Raw genomic sequence first — 24,615 nt, forward strand, 5'->3', positions numbered from 1 at the left:
TGGCGCGCGCCACGCTCTGCAACGCGTCAGGAGAAGATCACCTGCGCGTCGGTGTACTCCTTCAGCCCTTCTTCCGCGAACTCCACGCCGAGCCCCGAGGCCTTCACGCCGCCGAAGGGCGCGTTGGGCTGGATGGCGCCGTGCTTGTTGATCCACACCGAGCCGCACTCCAGGCGTGAGGCGATGCGCTTCGCGTGTTCGATGTCCTTCGACCACACGGAACCGCCCAGACCGTTCTCGCTGTCGTTGGCGGCGCGGATGGCCTCTTCGACATCGGTGTAGCGGATGACGGGCAACGCGGGCCCGAACTGTTCTTCGTCGACCAGCGCATCGCCGTTCTTCAGGCCCGCGACGATGGTCGCGGGGAAGAACAGGCCCTCGCCCGGTTCGCCGCCCGTGAGCACCTGGCCCTTCTTTTTCGCGTCGGCCACGAGCCGCGCAACCTTGTCGAACTGCATGCGGTTCTGCACCGGGCCGAGCACGTTCTTCTCGTCCATGCCGTCGCCCATCGGCACCTGCTTCGCGAAGGCCGCGAGGTGCTCGCACACCTCGTCGTGGATGCTGGCGTGCACGTACAGGCGCTTCATGGCCGCGCAGGTCTGGCCGTTGTTGAGGAACGCGCCCCAGAACAGGCCTTCGGCGATGGCCTTGGGGTCGGCGTCGGGCAGCACGATGCCGGCGTCGTTGCCGCCGAGTTCGAGCGTGAGGCGCTTCATGGTGCTGGCGGCCGACTGCATCACCTTCTTGCCGGTGGCGCAGGAGCCGGTGAACACGATCTTGCGGATGACCGGGTCGCTCGCCATGTCGGCGCCGAGGTTGGAGGTGCGGTCGTCGCAGCTCACGCTGTTGACCACGCCTTCGGGCAGCACCTCGTTGAGCAGCTCGACAAAGCGCAGCGTGGCCAGCGGCGTGTAGGGCGAGGGCTTGATGACGACCGTGTTGCCCGTGCGCAGCGCCGGCAGCACGTGCCACACGGCGATCAGCACGGGGAAGTTCCACGGCGTGATCGAGCCGACCACGCCCACGGGCTTGCGGAAGATCTCGACATGGCCCTGCGCGTTGTCCTGCAGCACGCGCGGCGGCAGCGACAGCGCCGCGGTGGCGCCGGCCCAGGCCGCGGCGCCGCCCAGCTCCCAGCGCGAGCCCAGGCCGTTGAGCGGCTTGCCCTGCTCCAGCGTGAGCAGGCGCGCCAGCTCTTCGGCGTGCGCGCCGATCTTCTCGGTCACGGCGCGGCAGGCGACGGCCAGTTCGTCGTCGGACTTGCGCGACCAGCTCGTGAAGGCGTTCTGCGCGGCGGCCACGGCGGCGGCGAGGTCGTCGCGCGAACCGTTCGGCGCGGTGCCGATCACCTGGCCGTTGGCGGGGTTGCGCACTTCGAAGGAGGCCGTGCCTGGCACCGCGCGACCGCCGATCGTCATTCTTGTCTCTTGCATTGCTTTGTCCTGGTTGGGTTGACGCTGGCGCGCGCCGCCGCAGGGCGGGCGCGCCGGGTCACTTTAGGAAAAGCAGGGGCCGGCGTCTTGGAGCCAGGCGTCAGCGAATGGACTCAGGCGTCAGTCAGTGCGTCAGGGGTCCAAGCGCCAGGCGCCCCGGCGGCACGCCGTAGCGCTTGCGGAACTCGCGGTAGAAGAACGACAGGTCGTTGAAGCCGCAGTCGTAGGCGACCACCGCGATGGCCGGCGCGGGGCCGCCCTGCCGGGCCGCCGCATCGAGCGCGGCACGCGCCGCCGCCAGCCGGGTGTCGAGGATGTGGCGGCTCGGCGAAACGCCCAAGGCCTCGAAGGCCCGCTGCAGCAGCCGTGGCGACACGCCCAGGTGCCGCGCCAGTTCGCCCGCATGGAAGGCCGGGTCGTGGAACTGCAGCGCCACGTGGTCCATCGCGCGGCGCAACACGCCCTCGCCGGCGTTGCGCGACAGCAGCGCCGGCGCCTGCCGCGCGCGCTCGACCAGCACCGAGCCGAACACGCCGAGAAAGGCCTCGACCAGGTGTGCGTCGTCGGACTGCCCGCTGTCGAGCAGCCGCGCGAGGATGGCGCGCATCGCGAAGCCCAGCGCGTCGCCGCGCCGCACGCACACGCCGCCCTGCAGCGTGGGGCCGAAGCGCGCGAGCATGTCGGCGCGCGGCAGATGCACCGACACCTGCTGCGAGCTGGCGCCGTCGTAGACGAACTCCGAGGGCCGCGCCGAATCGATCAGCACGATGTCGCCGGCCTGCACCGCGATCTGCTGCGCGCCCTGGCACATGAGCGCGCCGCCGTGGTCCTGGAACACGAGGAAGAAATGCTCGCGGTCGTCGCGCCGGATGGCCTGCGCATCGCGGTGCACGCGCTGCAGGTTCTGGCCGATGAGCGCCACGTCGACCCCGCCGGCGCGCCGCACCTCGATGCCGCCCGACACGGTCTGCTGGCGCGGCATGGGCACGGGCGTGAAGTTGCCGCACACGGCCTGCAGACGCGGGCCGACGAGCTCGAACGGCATCTCGGCGCGCATCCGCGGCGTCAGCGGGCCGCCGCTCAGGTGCGCGGGCGAATCGAAGAAAGAAGCGCTCACAGAGGGTGTCTCCTTGCAGGGCGCCGGGCCAGCGCTCAGTCCTCGTCCATGACCCGCGAGCGGCCGAACCAGAAGCCGAGCACCAGGCCGACCGTGCCGGCACCGATGCCGCCCCACAGGCTCAGGAAAGTGTAGACGTTGTAGCGCCCCGGATGCTGCGCGAGCGCACTCGCCAGTGCGGGTTCATTGAGGCCGCCGAGCCCGCGCGCGGCGGCGTAGTCGAAGCCGGCGGCGCCCAGGAAATGCGGTGCCACGAGGATCGGCAGCGCCGTGAAGAACGGAAACCAAGCGCCGCGCATCCGGCGCCAGCGCATGAAGATCGCCGCGACGAGCAGCACCGCGCCGACCGCGACGGTGCCGAGCGCGAAGGGCTGGCGCGCGAGCGGCAGCAACCAGGGCCAGATCCACGGCAGCGGGTACAGCGGCCATTCGGCGAGCGGCGCCAACCCACCCGGCCGCGCGACGACCGACCAGCCCAGCGTGTCGAGGCCGCTGAACACCAGCGCCGACACGCAGGCCACGGCCGCGACGAGCAGGCACACGCTGCGAAACGGCGAGGCGCTGCCCTGCAGGAAGCCGGGAGAGGGCTCGGGCGGCAACGCCGGCGACCGGGGCCAGCCCGACTGCCAGTGCCGCACGACGATCGACGGCGGCACCGGCGGCGGCGCCACGTCGCCGCGCACCAGCCAGTCGATGAACAGGATGCCGACCGCGAAAGCCATGACCGCCGTGAGCCATGCGCAGACGCCCGGCATGTCGACGAAGCCGGCCGGCGTCAGCATCGGCAACTGGCCGTAGGCCACGCCCGCAAAGCCGTAGAGCCAGATGATCGGCACCGACAAGGCCATGGCCGTGTGCATGAGCACGGCGTCGGTTTCGGCCGACTCGTGGCGCAGCGCCTGCGCGCGCGACCACGCCTCCCGCCAACTCACTTCGCCAGGGCTTTCAGTGCCATCTTGATGCCGTCGCTCACGCTCGCGTCCTTCGGCAGCGCCTTCAGCGCGAGCGCGGCTTCCTTGTCGCTGTAGCCCAGCGCCACCAGCGCCTGCAGGATGTCGGCCTGCGCGTCGGACGCGGCATGCGCCGGCAGGCCGATGTCGGCGCCCAGCTTGCCCTTGAGCTCCAGCAGCAGCCGCTCGGCGGTCTTCTTGCCGATGCCCGGGATCTTCACGAGCCGGCCCAGCTCCTGCGTGGTGATGGCCTGCGCCAGCTCGCCCACGCTCATGCCCGAGAGCAGGCCCAGCGCGGTGCGCGGGCCCACGCCGGTGATCTTGATGAGCTGGCGGAACGCCGCCCGCTCCTCGGCGGTGCCGAAGCCGTAGAGAATCTGCGCGTCCTCGCGCACGACGAAGTGCGTGAGCAGCGACACCTTCGCGCCGACGTTGGGCAGGTTGTAGAACGTGCTCATCGGCACGTCGACCTCGTAGCCGACGCCGTTGCAGTCCACCACCACCTGCGGGGGGTTGCGCTCTGCGAGCGTGCCGGTCAGTTTGCCTATCATTGGCTCCCCCCCGTTGCTTGCTCACTTCGTGTAGCCGCTTCCCCCCTCAAGGGGGCAACACCGGCGGCCCGGCAAAGCCGGTTCCGCGGTGTTACCCGCCTTGGATTGCGTTTTTTCGAGCGTGGCTGGTCTTGCATGGGCTGCCAATTAGATGGAAATGGATACCGCGTGATTCTGCGACACACCTTTACCCCCCTGAACAATTCGCGCCTCGGCCACCTGTGCGGCCCGCTGGATGCGCACCTGCGCCGCATCGAGGACGCCCTGGGCGTGAAGATCGCGCACCGCCACGAGCAGTTCAAGGTCGACGGCCCCAAGGCCCCGGCGCAGCGCGCCATGGAGGTGCTGCAGGCGCTGTACGAGATCGCCCAGCGCGCCATCGACCCGGCCGTGGTGCAGCTCACGCTGGCCGGCGACGGCTCGATGAGCGACGAGGACGCGGCCATGCTCGTCACCCGCCGCGCCGACCTGCGCGCGCGCACGCCCACGCAGGCGCTGTACCTGGACAACATCGCCAAGCACGACATCACCTTCGGCATCGGCCCGGCCGGCACCGGCAAGACCTACCTGGCGGTGGCCTGCGCGGTCGATGCGCTGGAGCGCGCGGCGGTGCAGCGCATCGTGCTCACACGCCCGGCCGTGGAAGCAGGCGAGCGCCTGGGCTTTTTGCCGGGCGACCTGACGCAGAAGGTCGACCCCTACCTGCGCCCGCTGTACGACGCGCTGTACGACCTCATGGGCTACGAGAAGGTGCAGAAAGCCTTCGAGCGCAACGTGCTCGAGATTGCGCCGCTGGCCTTCATGCGCGGGCGCACGCTGAACAACGCCTTCGTGATCCTCGACGAGGCGCAGAACACCTCGGTGGAGCAGATGAAGATGTTCCTCACACGCATCGGCTTCGGCGCCAAGGCGGTGGTGACGGGCGACGTGAGCCAGATCGACCTGCCCAAGCAGCAGCTCAGCGGCCTGATCGACGCCGAGCGCGTGCTCAAGCGCGTGGCCGGCATCGCGACCACGCACTTCACGAGCGCCGACGTGGTGCGCCACCCGCTGGTGGCGAAGATCGTCGACGCCTACGACGGGCAGCGCAAGCGCTCGGGAGGCCACTGACATGGCGGCCTCCTTGCTTCCGGCCCTGTCGCTGTCACTGCAGTTCGGGCGCTTCAAGGGCGTGGAGCGCCACCGCGCCGCGCTGCCGCGCCACAGCGTGAACCGCTGGATTCGTCATGCGCTGGACATCGACGGTGAGATCACCGTGCGCATCGTCGATGCCGACGAGGGCCAGCGCCTGAACCGCGAGTTCCGCGGCAAGGACTACGCCACCAACGTGCTCACCTTCGACTATGCGCAGGGCCCGGTCGTGATGGCCGACCTGGTGCTGTGCGCGCCCGTGGTGGCACGCGAGGCCAGGGAAAACCGCAAGACGCTCGCCGCACACTACGCGCACCTGCTGGTGCACGGCACGCTGCACGCGCAGGGCTGGGACCACGAGACCAGCGACGCCGACGCGGACGAGATGGAAGCGTACGAAATCGAGATCCTCGCGGGCCTGGGCATCCGCAGCCCGTACGGGCGCTGAGCAGAGGCCACGATGGCGTCGGACACCGATCCCTGGCTGCCGCGCTGGCTGCCGCTGCTGCGCGCATGTGCCGGCGACGGGCCGGTGCTCGAACTGGGCTGTGCGGCCGGTCGCGACACCGCCACGCTGGTCGACGCCGGCTTGCGGGTGGTGGCGGTCGAGCTGTCGTCCGACGCGCTGGCGCAGGCGCGGCAGCGCGTGCCCGCAGGGGCCGAGTTCCACTGCGGCGATTTCCGCGAGACGTGGCCGCTGGCGGAGGGCGCCACGGTCGGTGCCGTGCTCGCGAGCCTGTCGCTGCACTACTTCGCATGGGACGAAACGCTGGCGCTGGTGCGGCGCATCCACCGCGTGCTGCGGCCCAGTGGCGTGCTGCTGTGCCGCCTCAATTCGGTCAACGACCTGCACCACGGCGCACGCGGCCCGTCGGCCAGCGGGCGGGACGAGGATTTTTTCTACACGGTGGACGGCTTCCCCAAGCGCTTCTTCGACCGCGCCGCGGTCGAGCGGCTGTTTGCCGACGGCTGGCAGCTGCAGCACCTCGAGGAGGTGCGTGTGCTGCGCTACGACGAACCGAAGGTGGCGTGGGAAGCGGTGCTTCGCCCTGCGCCGTTCACGCCGTCATCTGCAGCGGGATCGTGACGGGCCCGTCGTTCAGCAGGTGCACCTGCATGTCGGCGCCGAACTCGCCCGTCGCCACCACCGGGTGCGCGCCGCGCGCCTGCGCCACGAAGTACTCGTAGAGCCGGCGGCCCTCGTCGGGCGGCGCCGCGAGCGTGAAGCTGGGGCGGTTGCCGCCGCTCACGTCGGCGGCCAGCGTGAACTGGCTCACGACCAGCAGGCCGCCGCCGATGTCCTGCACGCTGCGGTTCATCTTGCCGGCGTCGTCCGAGAAGATGCGCAGCTTGAGGATCTTGGCGAGCAGGCGATCGGCCACGCTGTCGCCGTCGCCGCGTTCGGCGCACAACAGCACCAGCAGGCCGGCCTCGATGGCGCCGACGGTCTGGCCGGCAATGTCGACGCGGGCGTGCGCCACGCGCTGGAGCATGGCTTTCATGAATGATGGTCCTCGAGTCGGGTGGCGCGCGCTTCCATGGTGAGCGGCAGCAGTTGAATGGTCACGCGCAGGCCGGGCACGGCGTCCATGAGCGACTGCTCCAGTTCGTCGCGCAGGTGGGCGGCTCGCTGCAGGGTCCAGTCGCCGGGCACGTGCATGTGCAGGTCGGCAAAGCGGCGCTGGCCGGCGCCGCGCGTCACCATGTCGTCGAAGCGCAGCCGGTCGCCCTCGGCATGGTTGGCGGCGAAGGCGTCGAGCGTGGCGCGCACGGTGGCGAGCGTCTCGGCATCGAGCGCCTCGTCCATCAGGCCCTGCGACGAGCGCCACACGAGCTTGAAGCCCTCGCGCACGATGTTGAGCGCCACGCCGATGGCGATCAGCGGGTCGAGCCAGAGCCAGCCGCTGAAATGCACGGCCACGATGCCGACCAGCACGCCGACCGAGGTCCAGACGTCGGTCATCAGGTGGCGCCCGTCGGCCTCCAGCGCAATGGAGCGGTGCGCGCGCGCCGCGCGGAACAGCACGAACGCCAGCGCCGCGTTGAAGCCCGAGCTGATCACCGACAGCGCCAGGCCCCAGCCCAGCTGCTCGAGCGGCTGCGGCGCCATCAACCGCAGCACCGACACCCACAGGATGGCGATGGCGGCGGCCACGATCAGCAGGCCCTCGAAGCCGGACGAGAAGTACTCGGCCTTGTGGTGGCCGTAGGGGTGGTCTTCGTCGGCCGGGCGCTCGGCGATGGTGACCATCGCCAGCGCAAACATGGCGCTCGCGAGGTTGACGCAGGACTCCATGGCGTCCGAAATCAGGCCCATCGAGTTCGTCAGGTAGCCGGCCCATCCCTTCAGGAGGATGGTGAGCAGGGCCACCGCGACGGAGACGCGAAGCAGCGTTTTAGGGGTCAACGTCATGCAGAAAGAACAAGATCAGGTAAAAAGGGCCTCTGCGCGCGGGCATTACGTCGCAGGAATCGACTGAATTATCAGCCGCGTGACCATATGTAACGCCTTCGGCTTAATATTTGCGCTCATTGCGAAGCAATCAGTCACAGAGAGGCAAATGATGAAGAAATTTTTGACCGCCGCCCTCGGGCTCGCCATCGTCGGCGCCGCCACCCTGGCCCAGGCCCAGGCACCCGCTGCGGCAGCCCCGGCAACACCCCCGCAGGCCGGGTTCGTGAAGTCGGTGCGCGGCAGCGTCCAGCTGCTCGACGCCGCCGGCGCCACGCGCAACGCGGCCCCCGGCGACGCGCTGGGCGCGGTCGATCGCATCGTGACCGGTCCGGATTCTTCCGCAGCCGTCGTGCTGCGCGACAACACCACGCTGATGGTCGGCCCGTCCTCGCGCATGGACCTCAAGGAATTCCACTTCGACGGCACCACCCGCGACGGCGGCATGCTGGTGTCGCTGCTGCGCGGCTCGATGCGCATGATCACCGGCCTCATCGGCAAGACCAACCCCGACGCCGTGCGCGTCGAAACCCAGACCGCCACCATCGGCATTCGGGGCACGGACTTCATCGTGCAGACCGACGGCCAACCCTGAAAAGATGCAGACACTGTTACGCCGCTCCTCCCTTCTTCTCGCGACCACGGTCGCCCTGCTCCTGGCCGCCTGCTCCTCGCCGGGCACGCGCGTGGTGCTGCTGCCCCAGGCTGACGGCACGCCCTCCGCTGTGGTGGTGCGCGCCAAGGACGGTGAAGAAGTGCTCTCCAAGCCCTACCAGCGCGCCACGGCCGCAGTAGGCGCGAGCGGCGCACCGGTGGTCGACCAGGCCGACGCGGCCAAGGTCCAGGCCGAGAACAAGCCCCTGTTCGACATGCGCCCGCCGCTTCCGCAGCGCTACACGGTGTTCTTCGAAGTGGGCACCACCACGCTGACGGCGGCGTCGCAGCAAATCATGACCGAGGCATTGACCGCCGCGCTGGCCCGCAGCGGCGGCGACATCGTGGTGACCGGCCACACCGACACCAAGGGTGCCGGCGAGCAGAACGACCAGCTGTCGCGCCGCCGCGCACAGGAAGTGGCCCAGCTCTTCGTGGAGCGCCAGTTCCCGGCCGCCCGCATCGAGGCCGTGGGCCGCGGCGAACGCGACCTGGCCGTGCCGACCGCCGACGAGGTGGACGAGCCCCGCAACCGGCGCGTGACCATCGAGGTCCGCTGATCCCTTACGCAGGCTCCCATTGAAAAAGGCCCCGAGGGGCCTTTTTTTCTTGCGATCAGCTCAGGGTCACCCGCGCAAACTTGCGCTTGCCGACCTGCACCACATAACTGCCCGCGGGCAGTTTCAGGCCCTTGTCGGACACCACGACCGAATCGATGCGCACGCCGCCGCCGTCGATCAGGCGGTTGCCCTCCCCGGACGACGACGCCAGGTTGGCCTGCTTGAGCAGCTGGCCGATGCCCAGCGGGGCGCCGCCGAGCGCCACCTCGGGAATCTCGTCGGGCACGCCGCCCTTGCTGCGGTTGATGAAGTCCTGCTCCGCCGCATCGGCCGCCGCCGCGCTGTGGAAGCGCGCGGTGATTTCCTTGGCCAGTGCCACCTTGGCGTCCTTCGGGTTGCGGCCACCGGCGATCTCGGCCTTCAGCGCCTCGATCTGCGCCACCGACTGGAAGCTCAGCAGCGTGTACCAGCGCCACATCAGCGTGTCGGAGATCGACAGCACCTTGGCGAACATGCTGTTGGCGTCTTCGCTGATGCCGATGTAGTTGCCCTTGCTCTTGGACATCTTCTCGACGCCATCGAGCCCTTCGAGCAGCGGCATAGTAAGTATGCACTGCGGCTCCTGGCCGTATTCCTGCTGGAGGTGACGACCGACGAGCAGGTTGAACTTCTGGTCCGTGCCGCCCAGTTCCAGGTCGCTTTCGAGCGCCACCGAGTCGTAGCCCTGCATCAGCGGGTACAGGAACTCGTGCACCGAGATCGACTGGCCGGCCTTGAAGCGCTTGTTGAAGTCGTCGCGCTCCATCATGCGCGCCACCGTGTACTTGGCCGCCAGCTGGATCATGCCGCGCGCGCCCAGCGGGTCGCTCCACTCCGAGTTGTAGCGGATCTCGGTCTTCGACTCGTCCAGCACCAGCTTGGCCTGGGCGAAGTAGGTCTCGGCGTTGGCCCGGATCTGCTCGGCCGTGAGCGGCGGGCGGGTGCTGTTGCGGCCCGAGGGGTCGCCGATCAGCGAGGTGAAGTCGCCGATCAGGAAGATCACGCGGTGCCCCAGGTCCTGGAGCTGGCGCATCTTGTTGAGCACCACCGTGTGTCCGATATGAATATCCGGTGCGGTCGGGTCCAGGCCCAGCTTGATGCGCAGCGGCTTGCCGCTGGTTTCCGCCTTCTGGAGCTTCTTGACCCACTCGTCCTGCGGCAGCAGCTCGTCAGCGCCGCGGAGGGAGATTTCGAGGGCTTGTCTTACACCATCGGAGAGGCTGGTGGATGTAACAGATTCGGCGTTCATGGGCTTTTTTGGCGGTTTTTCCGGTGGCCGAAGCTATACTCAGCCCGACTTTTCAAGCGCCGGATTCTAAGCGGCGCTTTTTTTCCGCACCGTCTCCTGCCGCCCTGAACGCACTGGGCCTTGCAGCACGGACCTGCAGAACCTGAGTTGGAATCCACAGTTTGATCAACGGCATTCTCGCCGCCGAGGAGCTTCTCGCTTCCCGCGTGGCCTACACATTCCGGACGTACCCCAAGCAGATCACCGCAGCGATCGCTGCGATGCTGCTCAGCGCCGGCACCCTCGCGGTCGCCTCGCTCGGTCCCGACGCGTCCGACCTCCCCATCCAGCAAGTGCTCGAAGCCACCGCGCCGGTGTCTTTCGCCGACCAGTCGGCGTCGCTCGAGAACTTCAGCTTCACGCTGTTCCGCACCGACGTCTCGCGCTCCAGCGACACGGCCGACACGCTGATGAAGCGCCTGGGCATTTCCGACCCCGCCGCCACCGCCTTCGTGCGCGGCAACGCCGAAGCGCGCATGGCGCTGTTCGCGCGCGTGGGCCGCACCGTGACGGCCGAAGCCACGCAGGAAAACCAGCTGCAAAAGCTCAGCGCCCGCTGGATTCCCGACGCCGACGGCGGCTTCAAGCGTTTCGTCGTCGAGCGCACGCCCACCGGCTTCGTGGCTCGCACCGAGCGCGACATGCTGACGCCGGGCACGCGCCTGGCCAGCGGCACCATCCGCAGCTCGCTGTTCGCCGCCACCGACGACTCGCGCATTCCGGACGCCGTGGCCAGCCAGCTGGCCGACATCTTCGCGGGCGACGTCGACGTGCGCTCGCTGCGCAAGGGCGACCGCTTCGCCGTGGTCTACGAGACCTTCGAAGCCGACGGCCAGGCGCTGCGCAGCGGCCGCGTGCTCTCGGCCGAGTTCGAGAACAACGGCAAGGTCCACCAGGCCGTCTGGTTCCAGCCCCCGGGCGCGGGCCAGAAGGGCAGCTACTACCGCCCGAACGGCGACAGCCTGCGCAAGGCCTACCTGGCCACGCCCGTCGAGTTCTCGCGCGTGTCCAGCGGTTTCGCGATGCGCATGCACCCGATCCTGAACAGCTGGCGCCAGCACAACGGCATCGACTACGCGGCGCCCACGGGCACCGCAGTGCGCACGGTCGGTGATGGCACGGTCGATTTCGCCGGCACGCAAAGCGGCTACGGCAACATCGTCATCATCAACCACCGCAACAACCAGCAGACGGCCTACGCCCACCTGAGCCGCATCAACGTGAAGGCCGGCGAGAGCGTGAGCCAGGGCCAGACCATCGGCGCCGTCGGCTCGACCGGCTGGGCCACGGGCCCGCACCTGCATTTCGAATACCGCGTCGCCGGGGCCTACCAGGACCCGACCACGATCGCGCAAGAAGGCGGCGCACCGATCACCGCCGCCCTGCGCCCGGCCTTCGAACGCATCGCCGTGGGCGCCCGCACCGAGCTGGCTGCCGCCTTCTCGGTGATCCAGGCCAGCGCCGACTGAGCCTCGCGCCCCAAGGCATGGCCGCCGCACCGCAGCCGCCGCAGCAACGCTTCATCGGCCTGATGTCGGGCACCTCGCTCGACGGGGTCGACGGCGTCATTGCCGATTTCTCCGACGACGGCCACCTCGCGGTGATCGGCCACGCCAGCGCCGACTTTCCCGCCCCGCTGCGCGCCGAGCTGATGGCGCTCAACACCCCCGGCGACAACGAACTGCACCGCGCAGCCCTGGCTGGCAACGGCCTGGCACGGGTGTATGCCGACGTGGTCGCACAGCTGCTGGCCAGCACCGGCACGGCCCCGGGCGCCGTCACCGCCATCGGCGCCCACGGCCAGACCGTGCGCCACCAGCCGCTCGCGTTCGACGGCACGGGCTACACGCTGCAGGTCAACAACCCCTCGCTGCTGGCCGAGCTGTGCGGCATCGACGTGGTCGCCGACTTCCGCAGCCGCGACCTCGCGGCCGGCGGTCAGGGCGCCCCGCTGGTGCCGGCCTTTCACCGGGCGCTGTTCGCCCGGCCCGACGCGCCCGTCGCCGTGCTGAACCTCGGCGGCATCTCCAACCTGAGCCTGCTGCCCGCCACGAACGCGCCGGCGGGCACTGCGCCCCTGCTGGGCTTCGATTGCGGCCCCGCCAACGCGCTGATGGACCACTGGTGCCAGCGCCACCTCGGCCAGCCCTTCGACCGGGGCGGCCAGTGGGCCGCCAGCGGGCGCGTGCTGCCCGAGCTGCTCTCGCGGCTGCAGGCCGAACCGTATTTCGCCAAGGCGCCGCCGAAGAGCACGGGGCGCGATTTATTCCATCCGGACTGGCTTACGGGCCATCTGGGCACGGCCACCTGGGCGCCCGCCGACGTGCAGGCCACGCTGGCCGAACTGACCGCCAGCACCTGCGCGGCAGCGCTGCGAAGCTATCAAAAAGAGAGCGCCTTGCTGATCGTCTGCGGCGGCGGCGCACTCAACGACCACCTCATGGGTCGCCTGCGCGCCCTGCTGCCCGGCGTGCAGGTGCAGGCCTCATCCGAACACGGCCTGCCGCCCCAGCAGGTCGAGGCCGCCGCCTTTGCGTGGCTGGCCCGACGCACCGTCCGGCGCGAACCCGGCAACCTCGCGAGCGTGACCGGCGCGCGCGGGGCGCGGGTGCTTGGCGCAATCTACCCCGCCTGAAACCTGTCAGCCCTGGCCGGAGACTTCCGGCTGTGCAGGCTGCGCCGCCCGAACTTCCGCGGGCAAATGCCAGAAGATCAGCGCAGAAGCCACCGTGATGAGCCCCATGGTCGCGAAGGTGGCCTGGAATGCATCGAGCGTCTGCACCGGCGTTGCCGTGCCGAACACGCCGTTGTAGCCCGCCAGCACCGCGCCGGCGGCGGCCACGCCCAGGCTCATCGCCAGCATCTGCACCATCGACAGCAGGCTGTTGCCGCTGCTGGCCATGCCGCCGTCGAGGTCCTTCAGGGTGATGGTGTTCATCGCCGTGAACTGCAGCGAGTTGACCGCGCCGAACACCAGCAGCTGCAGCAGGTGCAGCGCCACCGGCTGCCCCGGCGCCGTGAGGCCGAAGCTGGCCATGGTGCAGCCGACCAGCACCGTGTTGGCCACGAGCACGCGGCGGTAGCCGTGGCGCGTGATCAGCGGCGTGGCAAAGCGCTTCATGGCCATGCCGGCCAGCGCGACCGGCAGCATCATCAGCCCGGCGCGAACCGGCGAATAGCCCATCGACACCTGCAGCAGCAGCGGCACCAGGAAGGGCATGCAGCTGCTGCCCAGGCGCGAGAACAGGTTGCCCAGCAGGCCGATGCTCAGCGTCGGAATGCCGAACAGCGCGGGCGAGAACAGCGGCTCGGGCGTGCGCGCCGCGCGCAGCCAGTAGGCGACCACGGCGGCGAAGCCGAAGATCAGCACCGCCATCACCCCGCCCTGGCGCAGTCCGAGCCCCGACACGCCGTCGACCGCCAGCGAGATCGCCACCATGCCGAAGGCCAGCAGCCCATAGCCGACGCTGTCGAAGCGCTTCTGGATGGCACCGCGCAGGTCCGGCATGTAGCGCAGCGTGGCGATGCAGCCCGCCAGCCCCACCGGCACGTTGATCAGGAAGATCCAGTGCCAGGAGGCGTACTGCACCAGCCAGCCGCCCAGCGTGGGCCCCAGCAGCGGCCCGATGAGCCCCGGAATGGCCACGAAGCTCATCGCCTGCAGGAACTCGCCGCGCGGCACCGTGCGCAACAGCGCCAGACGCCCCACAGGCAGCAGCAGCGCCCCGCCCAGGCCCTGCACCACCCGCGCCGCCACGAGCTGCCCCAGCCCCTGCGAGAGCGCGCACAGCACCGAGCCGGCCGCGAACAGCACGATGGCGCAGAAGAAGATGCGCCGCGTGCCGAAGCGGTCGGCGATCCAGCCCGAGGCCGGGATCAGCATCGCCATCGTGAGCGCATAGGCCACCACCACCGACTGCATGCGCAGCGGGCTCTCGCCCAGGCTGGCGGCCATCGCGGGCAGCGCCGTGTTGATGATGGTGGCGTCCAGCGTCTGCATGAAGAAGCCCACGGCCACGAGCCACAACAGGCTCTTGCGGGAGGGATCGACGGGGACGGCGGTGTCGGAGCTCATCGGGAAAGCGCGGATTCAGAAGGAAAAACGACAGGCAGCAAAAAGCCGCCCGGAGGCGGCTTTTTCGAGGGGGCTGGTCAGCAGCATCCAGGCATCAGGCCGAGAAGCTGGAGCCGCAGCCGCAGGTGCTGGTGGCGTTCGGGTTCTTGATGACGAACTGGGCGCCCTGCAGGTCTTCCTTGTAGTCGATCTCGGCGCCGAGCAGGTACTGGTAGCTCATGGCGTCGATCAGCAGCGACACACCGTTCTTGGTCATGGTGGTGTCGTCTTCGTTGGTGATCTCGTCGAAGGTGAAACCGTACTGGAAACCCGAGCACCCGCCGCCCTGCACGAACACGCGCAGCTTCAGGTCGGGATTGCCCTCTTCGGCGATCAGGTCGGCGACCTTGGCGGCCGCGCTGTCGGTGAAGACGATCGGCTCGGGCATCTGGGTCTGGATGTTTTCGGCAACAGCGCTCATGGGGTGAAACTCCTTGGGGGGCCGCTTGGGCGGCCAATGGGACGGATGCTACTGCAATGCCGCAATCTCGGCAGGCCGACTGTGGCGAGCACCCATCGCAAGTGGGGTCGGGCGCCGCATCCGCCAAGAGCACCTGGGGGACGCGGCCACGAAAAAGCCGCCCGAGGGCGGCTTCTTGTCTCGCAACGAGCAGGGGATCAGCGCTTGCTGAACTGCTTGCGGCGACGGGCGGAGTGCAGACCGACCTTCTTACGTTCGACTTCACGTGCGTCACGCGTCACGAAGCCGGCTTGGCTCAGGACGGGCTTCAGCGAAGCGTCGTAGTCGATCAGGGCACGGGTGATGCCGTGGCGCGTGGCGCCGGCTTGACCCGATTCGCCGCCGCCGTTCACGTTGACCATCACGTCGAAAGCTTCGAGGTTGTTGGTCAGCGCCAGGGGCTGCTTGGCGATCATGATCGAGGTTTCACGGCCGAAGAACGCTTGGATGTCCTTGCCGTTGACCGTGATCTTGCCGGTGCCTTTTTTCAGAAACACACGGGCGACGCTGGATTTGCGACGGCCGGTGCCATTGTTCCATTCACCAATCATTCTCAAGGCTCCTTACAGTTCCAGCACTTTGGGCTGTTGGGCGGTATGCGGGTGCTCAGCACCACCGTACACCTTGAGTTTCTTGATCATCGCGTAACCAAGCGGGCCCTTGGGCAGCATGCCCTTGACAGCCTTTTCCAGGGCACGGCCCGGGAACTTGTTCTGCATGTCGCGGAAGTTCGTCGCCGTGATACCGCCCGGGTAGCCCGAGTGACGGTAGTACACCTTGTCGATCGACTTGGCGCCGGTGACGCGCAGTTGCGCGGCGTTGATGATGACGATGTAGTCACCGGTATCGACGTGAGGCGTGTAAATGGCCTTGTGTTTGCCGCGCAAACGGAGAGCAACTTCGCTGGCTACTCGTCCGAGGACCTTGTCGGTCGCGTCAATCACAAACCACTCGTGCGTCACGTCAGCGGGCTTGGCGCTGAACGTTTTGGTCATGAGTTTTTCTCTTGAAAGAGGGTTTGGCGAGCCCTTTTCCACGGTCGGCGTTCCTCTGCTGGGAATCTCTTAGGTGGGTTTTCACGCCTGCCTGCCCAGTGATGAGCAGGTGAACATGCCTTCGCCGCGGGGCTACAAAAACGCTGCGAAGCCCGCGATTATATGAAGAAATGGCCAAACGGCCAATTTCCGGGCTTCCGGGGGCCTCAGCGCTGGATGCGGACCAGCTCCAGGCTCTCGTTGGCCCCCGAGGAGACCCCGCGCTGGTATTCGCCCTCGAAACGGACGACCCGGCCCAGTTCGGGGCTGTACCAGGCGGCGCCCCGAAAGCGCGTGCTGGCGCCGGTCAGCGGCAAGCTGGTGGTGCTGGAGGCGAAGATCCAGCCCTCGTAGCCGATGCGCATCACGTTCAACTCCACCCCGTCCACACGCATCGTCTGCTCGCCGCCCACCGAGGCGGTAAGTTCATGCCGCAGCCGGTCGCCGGTGGTCGTCACGTAGTCGAGCTGCCAGCGCATGCCGGGCTGGATGTCGTCCTTGCGCAATGCCCAGCCGCCCGGCGGCGACGCGGTGTCGAACAGGCCGCCGGCCGGCGACGTGATGGAGACCACCTGCCCGTTGGTCTTCTCGATCCGGCTGCCGGCATTGAACGACACCTCGTCGCCGCTGACCCGGTCCACCCGGTAGATCACCGGCGCCCGGTTTCCCGTCAGCCGGTCCGTGCGCACGTACTCGAGCGCGTCGCCGGCGCGCAGCGGCTCGGTCAGCGGGATGCCCGCCCCACCGGCGTCGGCCACCCGGCGGGCGGCAGTGTCCGCAGGCTCCCGGGCCCGCGCCGCCAGCTGCGCCTGGGCGCGGGCCGGCAGTTCCGCCAGGAACTCGGCCGGCATGGCGAAATTCAGGTTGCCGCCGTCGCGAGCAGAGAAGGTGGTGATGCCCAGCAGGCGGCCTTCGCTGTCGAACAGCCCGCCGCCGCTCGATCCCGGGGCGATGGCGGCCGTGGTCTGCAGCAGCCGGGCCTCGCCGTCGCCGCCGCGCAGGCCCGACAGCAGGCCTTCGCTGAGCGTGTTTTCCAGCCCGCGCGGGTTGCCGATGGCGTACACGCGCTGCCCCACCCGCGCACCGCCGGCGGGCGCCAGGGTCACCGGGGTTGCCGTGAAGTTGGCGACCTTGATCTGGCACAGGTCACGCCCTGGGTCCGGGTATTCGAGCGTGGCGCCGTAGGTGACGTTGTCGCGCTTGACCACGAAATTGCTGGCCTTGGCGAGCACGTGGCAGTTGGTGACGAGGCGACCGGGCGCGATCACCACGGCGCTGCCGGCGCGCAGCGGACGCTCCTGCGCGTCGAAGGTGCGCACGGCCCAGACGCTGCCCGTCAGCTTGGCGAACAGGGCATCGGGCTCCAGCGCGGCGGCGTGGCCTGCGGCCAGCAGGGCGCCTGCGGCACACAGCCACGGCGCGGGGTTCGTCCAGACCGGCTTCACGGCTTGGCAGGCAGCAGGCCGCGCAGGTCGTCCATCGAGACCCGGGCGTCAGGCGCAGCGGGCGGCGCGGCTGGCGCGGGACGCGCTGGAGCGGCCGGTGCGACCGCCACGGGAGGAGAAGGAGGTGGAGGAGGCGCCACCACAGCCGGCGCAGGCGCGGGCACAGGGGCTGCGGCGGTCTTCGGCGCCGGCGCGGCTGCCATCTCGGTCGTGCCGATCTTCATGCCGACCGTCGCCTCGTCGCCGGTCTGCGCGCTGCGGTCGAAACTGCGCACCTCGCCGAAGATCAGCCGGATCCAGCTCGGGTAGTTGAAGCCCGCCCCGGTGCCGGTGTCGATCGCCACGCCGATCAGGCCGCCGATCATCACGTTGCCGACCAGGCCCACGTTGGCGCGCGAAATCGCCTGGCCGCGGGCCGGCGGCTGGCCGGCCTGGGTGCATTCGATGCTCAGGTTCTCGCCCGAGCGCCGCACCGGCAGGGTCAGGCCGGAGCGCACCACCGCGTCATTGCGGTCGTTGGAGACCCGGCAGCGGGCGCCGTCGACCACCTTGCCCTCGGGCGAAAGGGTCTCGATCTTCACGTTCTGCGTGGTGCCGTGGGTGACCGAGGCGCAGCCCGTCAAAATAGACAAAACGCCCGCGCCGACGCACAGGCCCCAAAATCGCCATCCGGCTCCTCGCATTGCTGCCCCTCGTTGTGTTTTGTAAATCAATGTAGCGCCGCGCGAGTCTAGCGCTCCCCTTTTCACTTTTTCAGGCCTCATTCCATGTTCAGTTACCGCCACGCGTTCCATGCCGGCAACCACGCCGACGTGCTCAAGCACACGGTCCTGATTGCCACCCTCGACCACCTGCTTGAAAAAGACGCCGCGCTTACCGTCGTCGACACGCACGCCGGCGCCGGCCTGTACCGGCTCGACGGCGACTATGCCGGCACCAGCGGCGAAGCGGCCGACGGCGTGCTGCGCTTCTTCCCCGCGCCGACAAAAGCGGCCGAAACGCCCGCGCCAGCCACGAAAACGGCTGGCAAGAAAGCGGCAGCCCCCGCCGAGGAAAAGCCGGTTGCCGAAGCCATCGCCCGCTACCTCAGCGTGATCCACGACTTCAACCCCAAGGGCGGCGCCCGCGTCTACCCCGGCTCGCCGTTCATCGTGCAGCACCTGCTGCGCGACCACGACAAGCTCAAGCTGTTCGAGCTGCACCCGACCGATTCGCGCACGCTCGGCGCCAACATCGCGCAGCTCGAAGCCGGCCGGCAGATCGCCGTGTTGACCGAAGACGGCTTCGGCAGCGCCACCAAGTTCCTGCCGCCGCCCTCGCGCCGCGCGCTGGTGCTGATGGACCCGAGCTACGAAATGAAGACCGACTACGGCCGCGTGCTCGACTTCGCGGCCGAGGCGCTCAAGCGCTTCGCCACCGGCACCTACGCCGTCTGGTACCCGATCATTCCGCGCCCCGAGGCGCACGACCTGCCGCGCCGCCTGAAGACGATGGCGACCAAGGCCGGCAAGTCGTGGCTGCACGCCACGCTGACCGTCAAGTCGAGCAAGATCACGAAGGACGCCGCCTCGGGCGAAACGCAGCGCCCGGGCCTGCCGGCCAGCGGGATGTTCCTGATCAACCCGCCCTACACGCTGAAGGCGCAACTGGCCGAGGCACTGCCCCAGCTGGCCGAGCGCCTGGCGCAAGACCGCAACGCGGCCTACTCTCTCGAGAGCGGCGGCTGAGGCAAGCCGCTCAGCGGCGCTTGCGCGGCGGCACGATCACCCGCTTGCGCGCAGGTGCCGGCGCGCGAACGCGCGAGGTCGGCGCCTCGGGCAACAGCGCGGGCTGCAGATCTTCCGCCGCCACGGCCTGGCCGCCGCAGCGCATGCCCTCGCGGTCGATGACCGACAGCGCCACCTGCTTGATGCCCATGCTCGTGAGACCGATGCGGTCGGCCGCGGCGCGGCTCAGGTCGATGATGCGGCCCGGCGTGAAGGGCCCGCGGTCGTTGACGCGCACCAGCACCTCGCTGCCGTTGACCAGGCTGCGCACGCACACGCGCGTGTTGAAGGGCAGCGTCTTGTGGGCCGCCGTCATGGCGCCCATGTCGAAGCGCTCGCCGTTGGCGGTCTTGCGCTGATGGAACTGGATGCCGTACCACGAGGCCCCGCCGCGCTCGAAGATCTCGCGCGGTTCATCGCCGGGCACGCCGTCGTCCAGCGACTCGCCGGTGCCCGACACCGCGAGGTCGTAGCGCACCGACGGCACGGCCGAGCGCGGCGCCGCGCCGGGCGGCACGGCCAGGCCGCGTCCCAGCGGCTGCAGCCGCTTGCCGGCCGCTGCCGGCGTGGCGGCGGTGTCCGCGTCTTTCTCCTGCGTGGCAGGCGGCATGGTGCATCCTGCGAGCACGCAGGAGACCGCGACGGCGACCGCGCGCAGCCCTCTCAATCCAGGCGCTCCAGGATCGCCAGCGTGGCCGCCGACTGGTTCATCGTGTAGAAGTGGATCGCGGGTGCGCCGCCCTTTTGCAGGCGCTCGCACAGGTCGGTCACCACGTCCAGGCCGAAGGCCTTGATCGAGGCTGTGTCGTCGCCGAAGCCTTGAAGGCGCAGGCGAATCCAGCGCGGAATCTCGGCGCCGCAGGCGTCCGAGAAGCGCATGAGCTGCGTCGAGCTGGTGATGGGCATGATGCCCGGCACGATCGGCGTGTCGAGCCCCAGCTTGCGCGCGTCGTCGACGAAGCGGAAGTAGGCCTCGGGGCTGAAGAAATACTGCGTGATGGCCGAGTCGGCCCCGGCCTTCACCTTGGTCGCGAAGGCCTGCAGGTCGGCTTCGGGCGAGCGCGCCTGCGGGTGAATTTCGGGGTAGCAGGCCACCTCGATGTGGAAGTCGCGGCCGGTCTCTTCGCGGATGAAGGCAACGAGGTCGCTCGCGTACTGGAACTCGCCGCCGATGCCGTAGCCGCTGGGCAGGTCGCCGCGCAGCGCGACCAGGCGCTTGACGCCCATGGCCTTCAGCTCGGCCAGCTGCTCGCGCACGGTGGCGCGCGTGGCGCCGATGCACGAGAAGTGGCTGGCGGCGTCCACGCCCTCGGCCAGGATCTCCTGCACCGCACCGAAAGTACCCTGGTGCGTGGAGCCGCCCGCGCCGTAGGTGACCGAGCAGAACTGCGGCTTGCGCACATACAGCTGCTGGCGCACGGCGCGCAGCTTGACCGCGCCTTCGGGCGTCTTGGTCGGGAAGAATTCGAAACTCAGCGGAAGGCGCACCTGCGTCTCCTTAGGAACCGTCGCCCGCCTTGGCAGCAGCACGAACGGCGTGAATGAAAAACTCGCGGTTGCCGTCGCCCCCGGCGATCGGGCTGTCGAACCAGCGCAGCACCTTCAGCTCGAGCGCCGCGCAGGCGTCGTGCAGGCGCTTCTCGACCACAGGGTACATCGCCTCGTCGCGCACGATGCCACCCTTGCCGACCTGGCCGGGCTGCAACTCGAACTGCGGCTTGACCAGCATCAGCAACTGGCCGTCGTCGGCCAGGAACTGCACCACGGCCGGCAGCACCAGCGTGAGCGAGATGAACGACAGGTCGCCGACGATGAGGTCGAAGCGCGGCTCGGCCGGGGCTTCGACGACTTCGAGCGCCTCGCCAGCTTCTGCGTCTTCTTCATCGTCCACCTGCAGATCGGCCGGCGACAGCGCCCGCGCATTGACGCCTTCGATGGCGACCACGCGTGCGTCCTCGCGCATGCGCGGATGCAGCTGCCCATGGCCCACGTCGACGCCCACCACCTTGGCGGCGCCATGCTGCAACAGGCAGTCGGTGAAGCCGCCGGTCGACTGGCCGACGTCCAGGCAGAGCTTGCCCGTCGGGTCCACGCCGCTGGTCTTCAGCGCGCCTTCGAGCTTGAGGCCGCCGCGCGACACGTAGCGTGCCTCGGCGGCATCGGCGAGCTCGAGCTCGGCCGACTCGGGCACTTCGTCCTTGTTCTTGGCGACGTTGCGCCACGCATCGCCCGTGCCCGCGTCACGCCAGCGCATGCCGCCGGCGATGAGCCGCACGGCTTGCGAACGCGACGCGGCCAGGCCGCGCTCTACCAACAGTTGATCGGCGCGCACGCGGATCAATAGCGGTAGGTGTCCGGCTTGTAAGGGCCGTTCTTGTCCACGCCGATGTAGGCGGCTTGCGAGTCGGTCAGCTCGGTGAGCATGGCGCCGACCTTCTTCAGGTGCAGGCGCGCGACCTTCTCGTCCAGGTGCTTGGGCAGCACGTAGACCTTGCCGGCCTGGTAGGCGTCGGGCTTGGTGAACAGCTCGATCTGGGCGATGGTCTGGTTGGCGAACGACGACGACATCACGAAGCTCGGGTGGCCCGTGCCGCAGCCCAGGTTCACGAGGCGGCCCTTGGCCAGCAGGATGATCTTCTTGCCGTCCGGGAAGGTGATGTGGTCCACCTGCGGCTTGATCTCTTCCCACTCGTACTTCTCGATCGACGCGACGTCGATCTCGTTGTCGAAGTGGCCGATGTTGCAGACGATGGCCTGGTCCTTCATCTTGACCATGGTGTCGTGCGTGATGACGTCCTTGTTGCCGGTGGTGGTCACGAAGATGTCGGCCTTGTCGGCGGCGTACTCCATGGTCACGACCTTATAGCCTTCCATGGCAGCCTGCAGGGCGTTGATGGGGTCGATTTCGGTGACCCACACCTGCGCCGACAGTGCACGCAGGGCCTGGGCCGAGCCCTTGCCCACGTCGCCGTAGCCGGCCACGCAGGCCACCTTGCCGGCGATCATCACGTCGGTCGCGCGCTTGATGCCGTCCACCAGCGATTCGCGGCAGCCGTACAGGTTGTCGAACTTGCTCTTGGTGACCGAGTCGTTCACGTTGATGGCGCGGAACAGCAGCGTGCCCTTGGCGCTCATCTCGTTGAGGCGGTGCACGCCGGTGGTCGTCTCTTCGGTCACGCCGATGATCTCGGCCGACTTGCGGGTGTACCAGGTGTCGTCCACGGCCAGCTTGGCCTTGATGGCGGCGTAAAGAATGCGCTCTTCTTCGCTGGTCGGGTTGGCGAGCACGCCCAGGTCTTTTTCGGCGCGCTGGCCCAGATGCATGAGCAGCGTGGCGTCGCCGCCGTCGTCCAGGATCATGTTCGGGCCTTCGCCCTTCGAGCCCTTGGGACCGAAGTCGAAGATGGCGTGGGTGTAGTCCCAGTAGTCCTTCAGCGACTCGCCCTTGATGGCGAACACCGGCGTGCCGGCGGCGGCGATGGCGGCAGCGGCGTGGTCCTGCGTCGAGAAGATGTTGCACGAGGCCCAGCGCACTTCGGCGCCCAGGGCTTGCAGCGTCTCGATCAGCACGGCCGTCTGGATGGTCATGTGCAGCGAGCCCGTGATGCGCGCGCCCTTCAGGGCCTGGCCCTTCGAGAACTCTTCACGGATGGCCATGAGGCCGGGCATCTCGGTTTCGGCGATCTTGATTTCCTTGCGGCCCCAGGCGGCAAGGGACAGGTCGGCAATCGCCTGGTCGGCGGTCGAGACGGGGGTGGGCTTGAGTACAGCGCTCATGAGAACTCCAAAACTGGTTTGAAAGATGCCACTGCGTACGGGGAAGAAAAACTCACCGCGAGAACAGCGGGTGAGCGTGGTTGCGATGTGGTCCGAGCCTCACGCCTGACGGCGCTGCAACGCTCCTCGGAGCGGCGGATTGTAGTCGCGGCCGCCCGGCCCGCCAATCGACCGGGGCATCCCACATCACGGAAAGCGCCGGCGACCGCCAGGCCGGGCCGGGCGGCGCGGGCCACCCCGGGAAACTCCGCAGGCAAATCCGCGCTTGGAGCGCCCTGAGCCGCGTCGGCCCGGCGTATCGTGGCGGCGGGCCCCGGCCGCCCGGCCGCTGCCTGCATCCACCCGTTCGATTGTTTTCATCACCCGACACAGGAGATTCCGCACCATGGCCACTGCCAAGAAAGCCGCCGCGAAAAAAACCACCGCCAGCAGCGCCGGCGCGAAGCAGGCGGCGCCGTCCGCCGCGGACATGCTCGATCCGATGAAGAACCTCAAGGGCATGGCCGAGCGCCTGCAGAACCTGAACCTCACCGGCGGCGCCGGCAAGCTGCTCGACAGCGGCCGCAAGGACCTGCAGGCGCTGATGCAGGCCAACGAGAAGTCCTACCAGGGCCTGCAGACCGTGGTACAGCGACAGACCGAGATGATCAAGACGGCCATCGCCGAATGGCAGACCGCCGCCAAGGCGATGCCGGGCAAGGACCCGAAGGAAAACCTGGCCAAGCTCGACGAGCTGGGCCGCCAATCGTTCCAGCGCGCCGTCGACGACATCAAGGAGCTGGCTACTCTGGCCGCCAAGTCGCAGGCCGACGCCTTCGACGTGGTGCGCCAGCGCATCCAGGCCAACGTGGACGAGGTCACGAAGCTGCTGCAGCGCAAGTAACAAGAAGAAAAGAAAGGCCCGCATGACCGCCGTCGCGCCCCGCACCGAACGGCGCACCCGCGCCAACGGCATCGAACTGGCCTGGGACAGCTTCGGCGACCCCGAGGCGCCGCCGCTGTTGCTGGTCATGGGCCTCGGCGCCCAGATGGTCGCGTGGGACGACGCGTTCTGCGCCGCCCTGGCGCAGGCCGGCGGCCACCACGTGATCCGCTTCGACAACCGCGACATCGGCCACTCCACCCACCTGCCGCACGCCGGCGTGCCCGACATCCAGGCGCTGATGCTGCAGGCCATGGCGGGGCGGCCGCTGCAGGTGCCCTACACGCTGCGCGACATGGCCGGCGACTGCGCCGGCCTGCTCGACGCGCTGGGCATCGCGCGCGCCCACGTCGTGGGCGCGTCGATGGGCGGCGCCATCGGGCAAGAGATGGCCATCCACCACCCGGGGCGGATGCGCTCGCTCACCAGCATCATGTCGAGCACCGGCGACCCGGCCCTGCCGCCGCCCACGCCCGAGGCGCTGGCGGTGCTGTTCGCGCCCGCGCCGACCAGCTTCGAGGCCTACCTGCCGCACCACGCCAAGCTGTGGCGCGTGCTGCGCGGCCCCGACGCCTTTCCGCTCGACGAGGCGCGCGACGCCGAACGCGCGCAACTGGCCTTCCTGCGCGGCCTCAACCCGGGCGGCGTGGCGCGGCAGCTGGCGGCCGTGTTCGCGTCGGGCAACCGCAAGCCGGCGCTGCGCGCGGTGCAGGTGCCCACGCTGGTGATCCACGGCGATGTCGATCCGCTGGTGCCCGTGGCCTGCGGCATCGACGTGGCCGAGGCCATTCCCGGCGCGACGCTGCTGCGCATTCCGCGCATGGGCCATGCGCTGCCGATCGCGATGTGGCCGCAGATCATCGGGGCCATCGCCGCGCACACCGCACGGGCGGCGCGGCGCGACGATCACTGAAGAAAAAAA

The 24,615-nt window shown here is 69.0% G+C and carries 27 protein-coding genes and 1 riboswitch; of the genes, 10 read left to right on the forward strand and 17 right to left on the reverse strand.

Features of this window, described 5'->3' with window-relative positions; translation table 11 throughout:
* Positions 1-26: 26 nt before the first annotated feature.
* From AC07OH_RS24155 to ruvA, 4 genes are all read right to left on the reverse strand, one after another.
* Positions 27-1,433, reverse strand: a complete 1,407-nt coding sequence (locus AC07OH_RS24155; protein WP_495302396.1) for an aldehyde dehydrogenase family protein — start codon at positions 1,431-1,433, stop codon at positions 27-29.
* Between the two features lie 124 nt (positions 1,434-1,557).
* The gene (locus AC07OH_RS24160) at positions 1,558-2,550 is read right to left on the reverse strand and encodes a helix-turn-helix domain-containing protein (protein ID WP_095947951.1); all 993 of its coding nucleotides are present in this window, start codon (positions 2,548-2,550) and stop codon (positions 1,558-1,560) included.
* 35 nt (positions 2,551-2,585) lie between these two features.
* The gene (locus AC07OH_RS24165) at positions 2,586-3,482 is read right to left on the reverse strand and encodes a hypothetical protein (protein ID WP_495302397.1); all 897 of its coding nucleotides are present in this window, start codon (positions 3,480-3,482) and stop codon (positions 2,586-2,588) included.
* Positions 3,479-4,051 (reverse strand): Holliday junction branch migration protein RuvA, encoded by a 573-nt coding sequence (gene ruvA / locus AC07OH_RS24170; protein ID WP_056577514.1) that lies wholly within the window; start codon positions 4,049-4,051, stop codon positions 3,479-3,481. Before ruvA ends, AC07OH_RS24165 begins: the two co-directional genes overlap by 4 nt.
* A gap of 168 nt (positions 4,052-4,219) precedes the next feature.
* On the opposite strand from ruvA, the gene AC07OH_RS24175 reads away from it, so the two are divergent.
* The 3 genes from AC07OH_RS24175 to AC07OH_RS24185 are packed head-to-tail and all read left to right on the forward strand — an operon-like array spanning position 4,220 to position 6,269.
* Entirely contained in the window at positions 4,220-5,161 is a 942-nt protein-coding gene (locus AC07OH_RS24175; protein WP_062479248.1) for a PhoH family protein, read from the forward strand.
* Between the two features lies 1 nt (position 5,162).
* Positions 5,163-5,630 (forward strand): rRNA maturation RNase YbeY, encoded by a 468-nt coding sequence (ybeY, locus tag AC07OH_RS24180; protein ID WP_495302398.1) that lies wholly within the window; start codon positions 5,163-5,165, stop codon positions 5,628-5,630.
* A gap of 12 nt (positions 5,631-5,642) precedes the next feature.
* Entirely contained in the window at positions 5,643-6,269 is a 627-nt protein-coding gene (locus AC07OH_RS24185; RefSeq protein WP_495302399.1) for a class I SAM-dependent methyltransferase, read from the forward strand.
* Here the strand turns inward: AC07OH_RS24185 and dtd are convergent.
* Positions 6,241-6,684 carry a D-aminoacyl-tRNA deacylase gene (gene dtd / locus AC07OH_RS24190; RefSeq protein WP_495302400.1) on the reverse strand — a complete coding sequence of 148 codons (444 nt, stop codon included), beginning with the start codon at positions 6,682-6,684 and terminating at the stop codon, positions 6,241-6,243. The two genes, AC07OH_RS24185 and dtd, sit on opposite strands and share 29 nt — an antisense overlap.
* Entirely contained in the window at positions 6,681-7,595 is a 915-nt protein-coding gene (locus AC07OH_RS24195) for a cation diffusion facilitator family transporter (RefSeq protein ID WP_489062541.1), read from the reverse strand. Before AC07OH_RS24195 ends, dtd begins: the two co-directional genes overlap by 4 nt.
* Positions 7,596-7,743: 148 nt before the next feature.
* Here AC07OH_RS24195 and AC07OH_RS24200 point away from each other — a divergent pair, with 148 nt between their 5' ends.
* A complete protein-coding gene (locus tag AC07OH_RS24200; RefSeq protein WP_370870093.1) occupies positions 7,744-8,229 on the forward strand; it encodes a FecR family protein in 486 nt (161 codons plus the stop codon).
* A gap of 4 nt (positions 8,230-8,233) precedes the next feature.
* Complete coding sequence (locus AC07OH_RS24205; protein WP_159279413.1) at positions 8,234-8,848, forward strand: OmpA family protein; 615 nt, start codon at positions 8,234-8,236, stop codon at positions 8,846-8,848.
* Between the two features lie 55 nt (positions 8,849-8,903).
* On the opposite strand, the gene tyrS is transcribed toward AC07OH_RS24205, so the two are convergent.
* Positions 8,904-10,136, reverse strand: coding sequence for a tyrosine--tRNA ligase (gene tyrS, locus AC07OH_RS24210; RefSeq protein WP_495302401.1), 1,233 nt, complete (start codon positions 10,134-10,136; stop codon positions 8,904-8,906).
* 161 nt (positions 10,137-10,297) lie between these two features.
* Between tyrS and AC07OH_RS24215 the strand changes: the two genes are divergently transcribed.
* Both AC07OH_RS24215 and AC07OH_RS24220 read left to right on the forward strand, forming a co-directional pair.
* On the forward strand, positions 10,298-11,644 hold the full coding sequence (locus AC07OH_RS24215; RefSeq protein WP_495302402.1) for a M23 family metallopeptidase: 1,347 nt from the start codon (positions 10,298-10,300) through the stop codon (positions 11,642-11,644).
* A 17-nt stretch (positions 11,645-11,661) separates the two neighbouring features.
* A complete protein-coding gene (locus tag AC07OH_RS24220; RefSeq protein ID WP_495302403.1) occupies positions 11,662-12,810 on the forward strand; it encodes an anhydro-N-acetylmuramic acid kinase in 1,149 nt (382 codons plus the stop codon).
* 6 nt (positions 12,811-12,816) lie between these two features.
* On the opposite strand, the gene mdtD is transcribed toward AC07OH_RS24220, so the two are convergent.
* From mdtD to AC07OH_RS24250, 6 genes are all read right to left on the reverse strand, one after another.
* Positions 12,817-14,250, reverse strand: coding sequence for a multidrug transporter subunit MdtD (gene mdtD / locus AC07OH_RS24225; protein ID WP_495302404.1), 1,434 nt, complete (start codon positions 14,248-14,250; stop codon positions 12,817-12,819).
* Between the two features lie 94 nt (positions 14,251-14,344).
* A complete protein-coding gene (gene erpA, locus AC07OH_RS24230) occupies positions 14,345-14,710 on the reverse strand; it encodes an iron-sulfur cluster insertion protein ErpA (protein WP_056577477.1) in 366 nt (121 codons plus the stop codon).
* A gap of 197 nt (positions 14,711-14,907) precedes the next feature.
* Positions 14,908-15,300: a 30S ribosomal protein S9 gene (gene rpsI / locus AC07OH_RS24235; protein ID WP_062479216.1), complete on the reverse strand. Its 393-nt coding sequence runs from the start codon at positions 15,298-15,300 to the stop codon at positions 14,908-14,910.
* 12 nt (positions 15,301-15,312) lie between these two features.
* Positions 15,313-15,744 carry a 50S ribosomal protein L13 gene (rplM, locus tag AC07OH_RS24240; protein ID WP_056577471.1) on the reverse strand — a complete coding sequence of 144 codons (432 nt, stop codon included), beginning with the start codon at positions 15,742-15,744 and terminating at the stop codon, positions 15,313-15,315.
* Positions 15,745-15,950: 206 nt separating this feature from the next.
* Positions 15,951-17,228 carry a S1C family serine protease gene (locus tag AC07OH_RS24245; RefSeq protein WP_495302405.1) on the reverse strand — a complete coding sequence of 426 codons (1,278 nt, stop codon included), beginning with the start codon at positions 17,226-17,228 and terminating at the stop codon, positions 15,951-15,953.
* Positions 17,225-17,860 carry a hypothetical protein gene (locus AC07OH_RS24250; RefSeq protein WP_495302406.1) on the reverse strand — a complete coding sequence of 212 codons (636 nt, stop codon included), beginning with the start codon at positions 17,858-17,860 and terminating at the stop codon, positions 17,225-17,227. The genes AC07OH_RS24245 and AC07OH_RS24250 overlap by 4 nt, the downstream gene beginning before the upstream one ends.
* A 135-nt stretch (positions 17,861-17,995) precedes the next feature.
* On the opposite strand from AC07OH_RS24250, the gene AC07OH_RS24255 reads away from it, so the two are divergent.
* A complete protein-coding gene (locus AC07OH_RS24255) occupies positions 17,996-18,955 on the forward strand; it encodes a 23S rRNA (adenine(2030)-N(6))-methyltransferase RlmJ (RefSeq protein ID WP_447747322.1) in 960 nt (319 codons plus the stop codon).
* 10 nt (positions 18,956-18,965) lie between these two features.
* Here the strand turns inward: AC07OH_RS24255 and AC07OH_RS24260 are convergent, their stop codons facing one another.
* Genes AC07OH_RS24260 through ahcY form a run of 4 tightly spaced genes read right to left on the reverse strand, consistent with a single transcriptional unit; the run spans position 18,966 to position 22,771 of the window.
* Positions 18,966-19,604, reverse strand: coding sequence for a septal ring lytic transglycosylase RlpA family protein (locus tag AC07OH_RS24260; RefSeq protein ID WP_495302407.1), 639 nt, complete (start codon positions 19,602-19,604; stop codon positions 18,966-18,968).
* A gap of 53 nt (positions 19,605-19,657) precedes the next feature.
* Positions 19,658-20,482 (reverse strand): methylenetetrahydrofolate reductase [NAD(P)H], encoded by an 825-nt coding sequence (metF, locus tag AC07OH_RS24265; protein ID WP_492698784.1) that lies wholly within the window; start codon positions 20,480-20,482, stop codon positions 19,658-19,660.
* Positions 20,483-20,492: 10 nt separating this feature from the next.
* On the reverse strand, positions 20,493-21,326 hold the full coding sequence (locus AC07OH_RS24270) for a TlyA family RNA methyltransferase (protein ID WP_495302408.1): 834 nt from the start codon (positions 21,324-21,326) through the stop codon (positions 20,493-20,495).
* Positions 21,327-21,331: 5 nt separating this feature from the next.
* Positions 21,332-22,771, reverse strand: coding sequence for an adenosylhomocysteinase (ahcY, locus tag AC07OH_RS24275; protein WP_062482353.1), 1,440 nt, complete (start codon positions 22,769-22,771; stop codon positions 21,332-21,334).
* A gap of 65 nt (positions 22,772-22,836) precedes the next feature.
* A riboswitch (S-adenosyl-L-homocysteine riboswitch) is annotated at positions 22,837-22,905 on the reverse strand.
* Between the two features lie 251 nt (positions 22,906-23,156).
* Between ahcY and phaP the strand changes: the two genes are divergently transcribed.
* Both phaP and AC07OH_RS24285 read left to right on the forward strand, forming a co-directional pair.
* Entirely contained in the window at positions 23,157-23,654 is a 498-nt protein-coding gene (phaP, locus tag AC07OH_RS24280; RefSeq protein ID WP_062482351.1) for a TIGR01841 family phasin, read from the forward strand.
* A 22-nt stretch (positions 23,655-23,676) separates the two neighbouring features.
* A complete protein-coding gene (locus AC07OH_RS24285; RefSeq protein WP_495302409.1) occupies positions 23,677-24,606 on the forward strand; it encodes an alpha/beta fold hydrolase in 930 nt (309 codons plus the stop codon).
* The last annotated feature ends 9 nt before the right edge of the window (positions 24,607-24,615 follow it).

The sequence above is a fragment of the Variovorax sp. GW821-FHT10C12 genome, assembly GCF_059415405.1.